The 4,908-nt window shown below is 47.2% G+C and carries 4 protein-coding genes; all 4 read left to right on the top strand.

Going from position 1 to position 4,908, the window contains the following annotated elements; all coding sequences use genetic code 11:
• Positions 1-384 precede the first annotated feature (384 nt).
• Positions 385-1,203: a toxin-antitoxin system YwqK family antitoxin gene (locus KDD36_14700; protein ID MCB0397898.1), complete on the top strand. Its 819-nt coding sequence runs from the start codon at positions 385-387 to the stop codon at positions 1,201-1,203.
• Positions 1,204-1,334: 131 nt separating this feature from the next.
• On the top strand, positions 1,335-2,804 hold the full coding sequence (gene cysS / locus KDD36_14695) for a cysteine--tRNA ligase (protein ID MCB0397897.1): 1,470 nt from the start codon (positions 1,335-1,337) through the stop codon (positions 2,802-2,804).
• Entirely contained in the window at positions 2,779-3,798 is a 1,020-nt protein-coding gene (locus KDD36_14690) for a M28 family peptidase (GenBank protein MCB0397896.1), read from the top strand. The genes cysS and KDD36_14690 overlap by 26 nt, the downstream gene beginning before the upstream one ends.
• The coding region (locus KDD36_14685) for a DNA polymerase I (GenBank protein MCB0397895.1) at positions 3,795-4,908 on the top strand (1,114 nt) is incomplete at its 3' end. The genes KDD36_14690 and KDD36_14685, both read left to right, overlap by 4 nt.

Here is a 4,908-nt window from a genome sequence, read left to right as displayed (position 1 = left end):
CCATCGATGATCACGATGCCAGAACGGATTGGGGCTGGAAACCCGATTTCGGCCTCGAGGAAATGACGGCGGATATGCTGTCAGAGCTGCGATCGCATGGCGAAACCAATTGAGTTCATTGCCGTACAATAGACTAGGCAGTAAAACCTATTGAAAAAAAGGGATATTTGTCGAATTGAAGCTTGCTTTGGTCTAACAGTTTAAACCAGATGCACGTTTCTGCGTAAACGTTGAACATAAAAAGTGAACGCCAAATGCAAGGTGTTTTTTTGGTGTAACGAGTTCAGGTAAGAGTGTGTTATGAAAAGGTGTAGTGTTATCATTACTTTAATTTTTGTTACGACATCCATTTTTGGAATCTCTAAAGCGCAGGATTTCAAAATCGTGGAAGGTGACACGGTCAACTTTGTTGATGCAAATCAGCTTAAACAAGGGCACTGGATTTATCAGGGGAAAGATAAACCCGAATGGAAATGTGAAGCGGAGAGTAAGGTAGAAGAGGGGCAGTATGCCGATAGCCGCAAAGAAGACATCTGGAAACAATATTATTGCAATGGCGTGGTCAAGAACGAGATCACCTATGATAATGACAAGCCGCTCGGCTATGCTAAATTCTATTATAAGACTGGTAAAATGTCTGAGGAGGGCTTCTGGAAAAATCAGAAGTGGGATGGCTCCTACAAATTCTATCATGAGAATGGCAACCTTGCCTATGAATGGCATTATGAAAATGGCAAGAGGCAAGGGGTTCAAAAGTATTACCATGAGAATGGCAAGCTGATGATCGAAGGAACCTGGAACGGCGGGAAGGAAGATGGCATTCAAAAAGAGTACTACGATGATGGTTCCCTGAAGTCGGTGAAAGATTACACAGGAGGCAAGATCAATCCAGAGAAAACGCAGGTGTTTGAGCAAAAGACCAAGCCGGTAAAACCAAAAGAAGAGGAAGCTCCGGTGGCAGCAAGTTCCAGTGAGTCCATGAATGAAATTCCACTTGAGGTTAGCGGAAACGATCTGGGTGTGTTTACAGGATCAGGAAACCACAAGCTATACAATAAGAAAAAGCAAATCTGGAAGGAAGGTTTCTTTGAAGGTGGAAGGCTCATCAACGGTAAGATATACCAGTACAACAGAAGGAATAAACTTGAGCGAATCCTCGTCTTCAAAAACGGTATACTTATTCAGGAAGAGATTGTAGAGTAGCTGACAATTGTACGCTTATGAACCGGTGCGGGACGTCTTCCCACACCGGTTTTGTTTTTCAATCCCGAATTTTCTTGTTTCCTTTGAAAGCGAATGCGAGAATGGTATCCGCACGGCAATGATTAAATCCAATGGAAGGTACGCTCAAAGTTTACAATACGCTGTCGAGACAATTCGAAGTCTTTGAACCTATTCGTCCGCCCCACGTGGGTATGTATGTTTGCGGACCTACCGTATACGGAGAAGCACATCTTGGTCACGCCCGTTCCGCCATTACTTTTGATGTGATATTTCGTTACCTGCGCTTGTTGAACTATAAGGTGAGGTATGTGAGAAACATCACCGATGTAGGACATCTGGAAAATGATGCAGATGAAGGTGAAGATAAGATCGGGAAGAAGGCCAGGGTAGAATCACTTGAGCCCATGGAGGTGGCACAGCATTTCAATAACAGTTATCACCAGGATATGCAAATGCTCAATTTACTGCTACCCAGCATTGAGCCGCTTGCATCCGGACATATCATAGAGCAGATCGAAATGATCCGCAAAATTCTGAAAGCAGGCTATGCGTATGAGAAGAATGGGTCCGTTTACTTTAACGTGAAGAAGTATGCGGCCTCCAACCCATACGGATCCTTGTCCGGCAGGGTGCTTGAAGACTTGCTTTCTCAAACCAGGGATTTGCAGGGACAGGATGAAAAGGCGTTTCAGGGCGATTTTGCACTCTGGATCAAAGCAAAACCCGAGCATATCATGCGATGGCCATCCCCCTGGAGTGATGGCTTTCCTGGCTGGCATCTGGAGTGTTCTTCCATGAGTACAAAGTACCTTGGAGAACAATTTGATATCCACGGTGGAGGTATGGATTTGCTTTATCCGCACCATGAGAACGAGATTGCCCAGTCTACGGCATGCAACGGACAAAGTCCGGCAAAGTATTGGTTGCACAACAATATGATCACTGTGAACGGGCAAAAGATGGGTAAGTCGCTGGGAAATTTCATTACCCTTAAGGAGTTATTCAGTGGGGATCACGCGAAACTTGAACAAGCGTATCACCCGATGACGATCCGCTTCTTTATCCTTCAGGCCCATTACCGAAGCACCCTTGACTTCAGTAATGAAGCATTGCAGGCAGCGGAGAAAGGTCTTGCCAAACTCATGGAGGCATGGCATAAACTCCCTGATCTCCGTGTGTCCGATAAGACTGAAGGTGATTTGCCGCGTCTGGAAGAAAAGGCACGGGCAGCCATGAATGAAGATTTTAATACACCCATGGTTATCTCCGCCATGTTTGATGCCGTTCGGTTCATCAATTCCGTGAATGACGGTCATGCCAGCGTCAGTGAGGCGGACAAACAAACATTAATGCAGAGCATGGGATCATTCCTGTTGGATGTACTTGGTATGCGGGATGACTTGCATAGTTCGGACGGTGCATCCCTAACCGGCGGATTGATGGAGCTGATCATCGCCCTCAGAAAACAGGCACGAGACCAGAAGGATTTTTCGACCTCCGATCGCATTCGTGATGATCTGGCATCACTTCGCGTGACGATAAAAGACACCAAAGATGGCACAAGCTGGCGTGTGGAGTAAATTCTTTGCAGCAACCGGATTGTGTTGCATGGCCCTCTTCGGCTGTGAACCATCACCGGATGGATCCGGGCAGCCCAATAACGCAGCTACCTCCGTGTCGCCTGTGGCAGATGTAAATGTACCTTCATTCAACCAGGATTCAGCATACGGATGGGTCCGGAGTCAGGTAGAATTCGGCCCGAGGATTCCGAACTCCGAAGCACATGAAAAATGTGCAAACTTCTTAAAAGCCGAACTCGAACGTCTTGGTTGGTCTGTTGCATTTCAGGAAGGAGAAATGCCTGCATTCGATAAAAGCCGCCTGAAACTTAAAAATATCATTGCCAGTCTGAATACAGATTCGAAGGACAGAATCCTGTTGGCCTCTCATTGGGATACACGCCCCTGGGCGGATCAGGATACCGGCCGCATCATGGAACCGATTGATGGTGCGAACGACGGAGGCAGCGGAGTCGGTATCCTGCTTGAAGTGGCCCGCCAACTTGCCATATCCAAACCTACCATCAGTGTTGATATTATCCTTTTCGATGGGGAAGATTATGGCCAACCGGAATTCAGCAACGATCCGCCGCAGGAACATTCCTATTGCCTCGGTTCACAATACTGGGCAAGGAATCTTCATACCAGTGGGTATTTCGCCAGGTATGGCATCCTCCTGGATATGGTGGGTGCAAAAGGAGCGCGGTTTGCAAGAGAAGGCAGGTCGATGTACTATGCTGAGAACATTGTGAATAAGGTTTGGAATATGGCTGCCAAACACGGCTATTCCGACCGGTTTTTATATCAAAAGGCACCGGCGATTACGGATGACCACTATTATATCAATGAAATTGTGGGTATTCCAACGATCGATATTGTTGAGTACGCGGAAGATACCAGAAAGTATTTCGGCGCATACTGGCATACACATCAGGATAACATGGAGGTGATCGACCCGCTGACCCTCAGGGCAGTTGGACAAACATTGCTGGAAGTAATCTATCGCGAACAATGATACCATTACCAGATCCGGAAAAGAAAAAACTTTTCCTGCTCGATGGCATGGCCCTGGTTTACCGGGCGTATTTTGCATTCAGCAAAAATCCCAGGGTTAATTCCCAGGGATTGAATACATCCGCATCCTTTGGTTTTACCACCACCTTGTTGGATCTGCTGCAAAAAGAAGAGCCATCACACATTGCCATTGCATTCGATACACCCGAACCTACCGTACGTCATGAAGAGTTTGAGACGTATAAAGCCCATCGCGAAGCGATGCCGGAAGATATTGCCAGTGCCCTGCCCTGGATCGACAAACTGGCGGATGCATTCCGGATTCCAGTATTGAAGATGCCGGGTTATGAAGCTGATGACATTATTGGTACCCTGGCAAAACAGGCAGCGAACCAGGGGTTTGAAGTGTTCATGGTGACCCCGGACAAGGACTTCGCGCAATTGGTCACGGATAAAGTGAAAATGTATAAGCCTGCGCGCTTCGGTAATGGCGCAGAGATATGGGGCATCCCCCAGGTGAAAGAACGTTTTGAGATACAGGATCCACTTCAGGTCATAGATATCCTCGGACTGTGGGGCGACCAGGTGGATAACATTCCCGGCATTCCCGGAGTAGGTGAGAAAACAGCCAAGACACTGATTGGTCAATATGGCAGCATCGAAAACCTGATCCAGCACGCGGGAGAACTCAAAGGAAAACTAAAGGAGAAAGTAACGGAATATGCGGATCAGGCCATGCTTTCCAAGAAACTGGCAACGATCATTACCGATGTACCGGTCACTTTTGATCCCGAAGAATTACGCCTTGAACAACCAGACGCGGATAAGATCACCAATATATTTGCCGTATTGGAATTCCGCACCCTGGCTAAACGCGTGCTCGGAGAAGAGTTGCAGGTCATGGCCAGGCAAACGGATAATAACGGATCTGCACAAACCAGCCTTTTCGATAATGACGAGGCGGGCTCAAATGATATGGGCCTGACGAATCTGAAAACGCTGGAGAATACCAAACACAGCTACCGCCTGGTTAGTGAACCTGCAGACGTGAAAAAACTGGCGGATGAACTTTCAGCCCTGGATACTTTCTGCTTTGACACCGAAACGACCG

This window comes from Flavobacteriales bacterium (genome assembly GCA_020435415.1).
GTDB lineage: Bacteria > Bacteroidota > Bacteroidia > JACJYZ01 > JACJYZ01 > JACJYZ01.
Note: the sequence above shows the minus strand (reverse complement) of the source record. Positions and strands in the feature narration are given on the sequence as shown.

What these genes read in the sequence shown, in the direction of transcription:
- cysS (MCB0397897.1), top strand. Translation starts at nt 1,335, where the DNA reads ATGGAAGGTACGCTCAAAGTTTACAATACGCTGTCGAGACAATTCGAA.
- KDD36_14690 (MCB0397896.1), top strand. Translation starts at nt 2,779, where the DNA reads ATGGCACAAGCTGGCGTGTGGAGTAAATTCTTTGCAGCAACCGGATTG.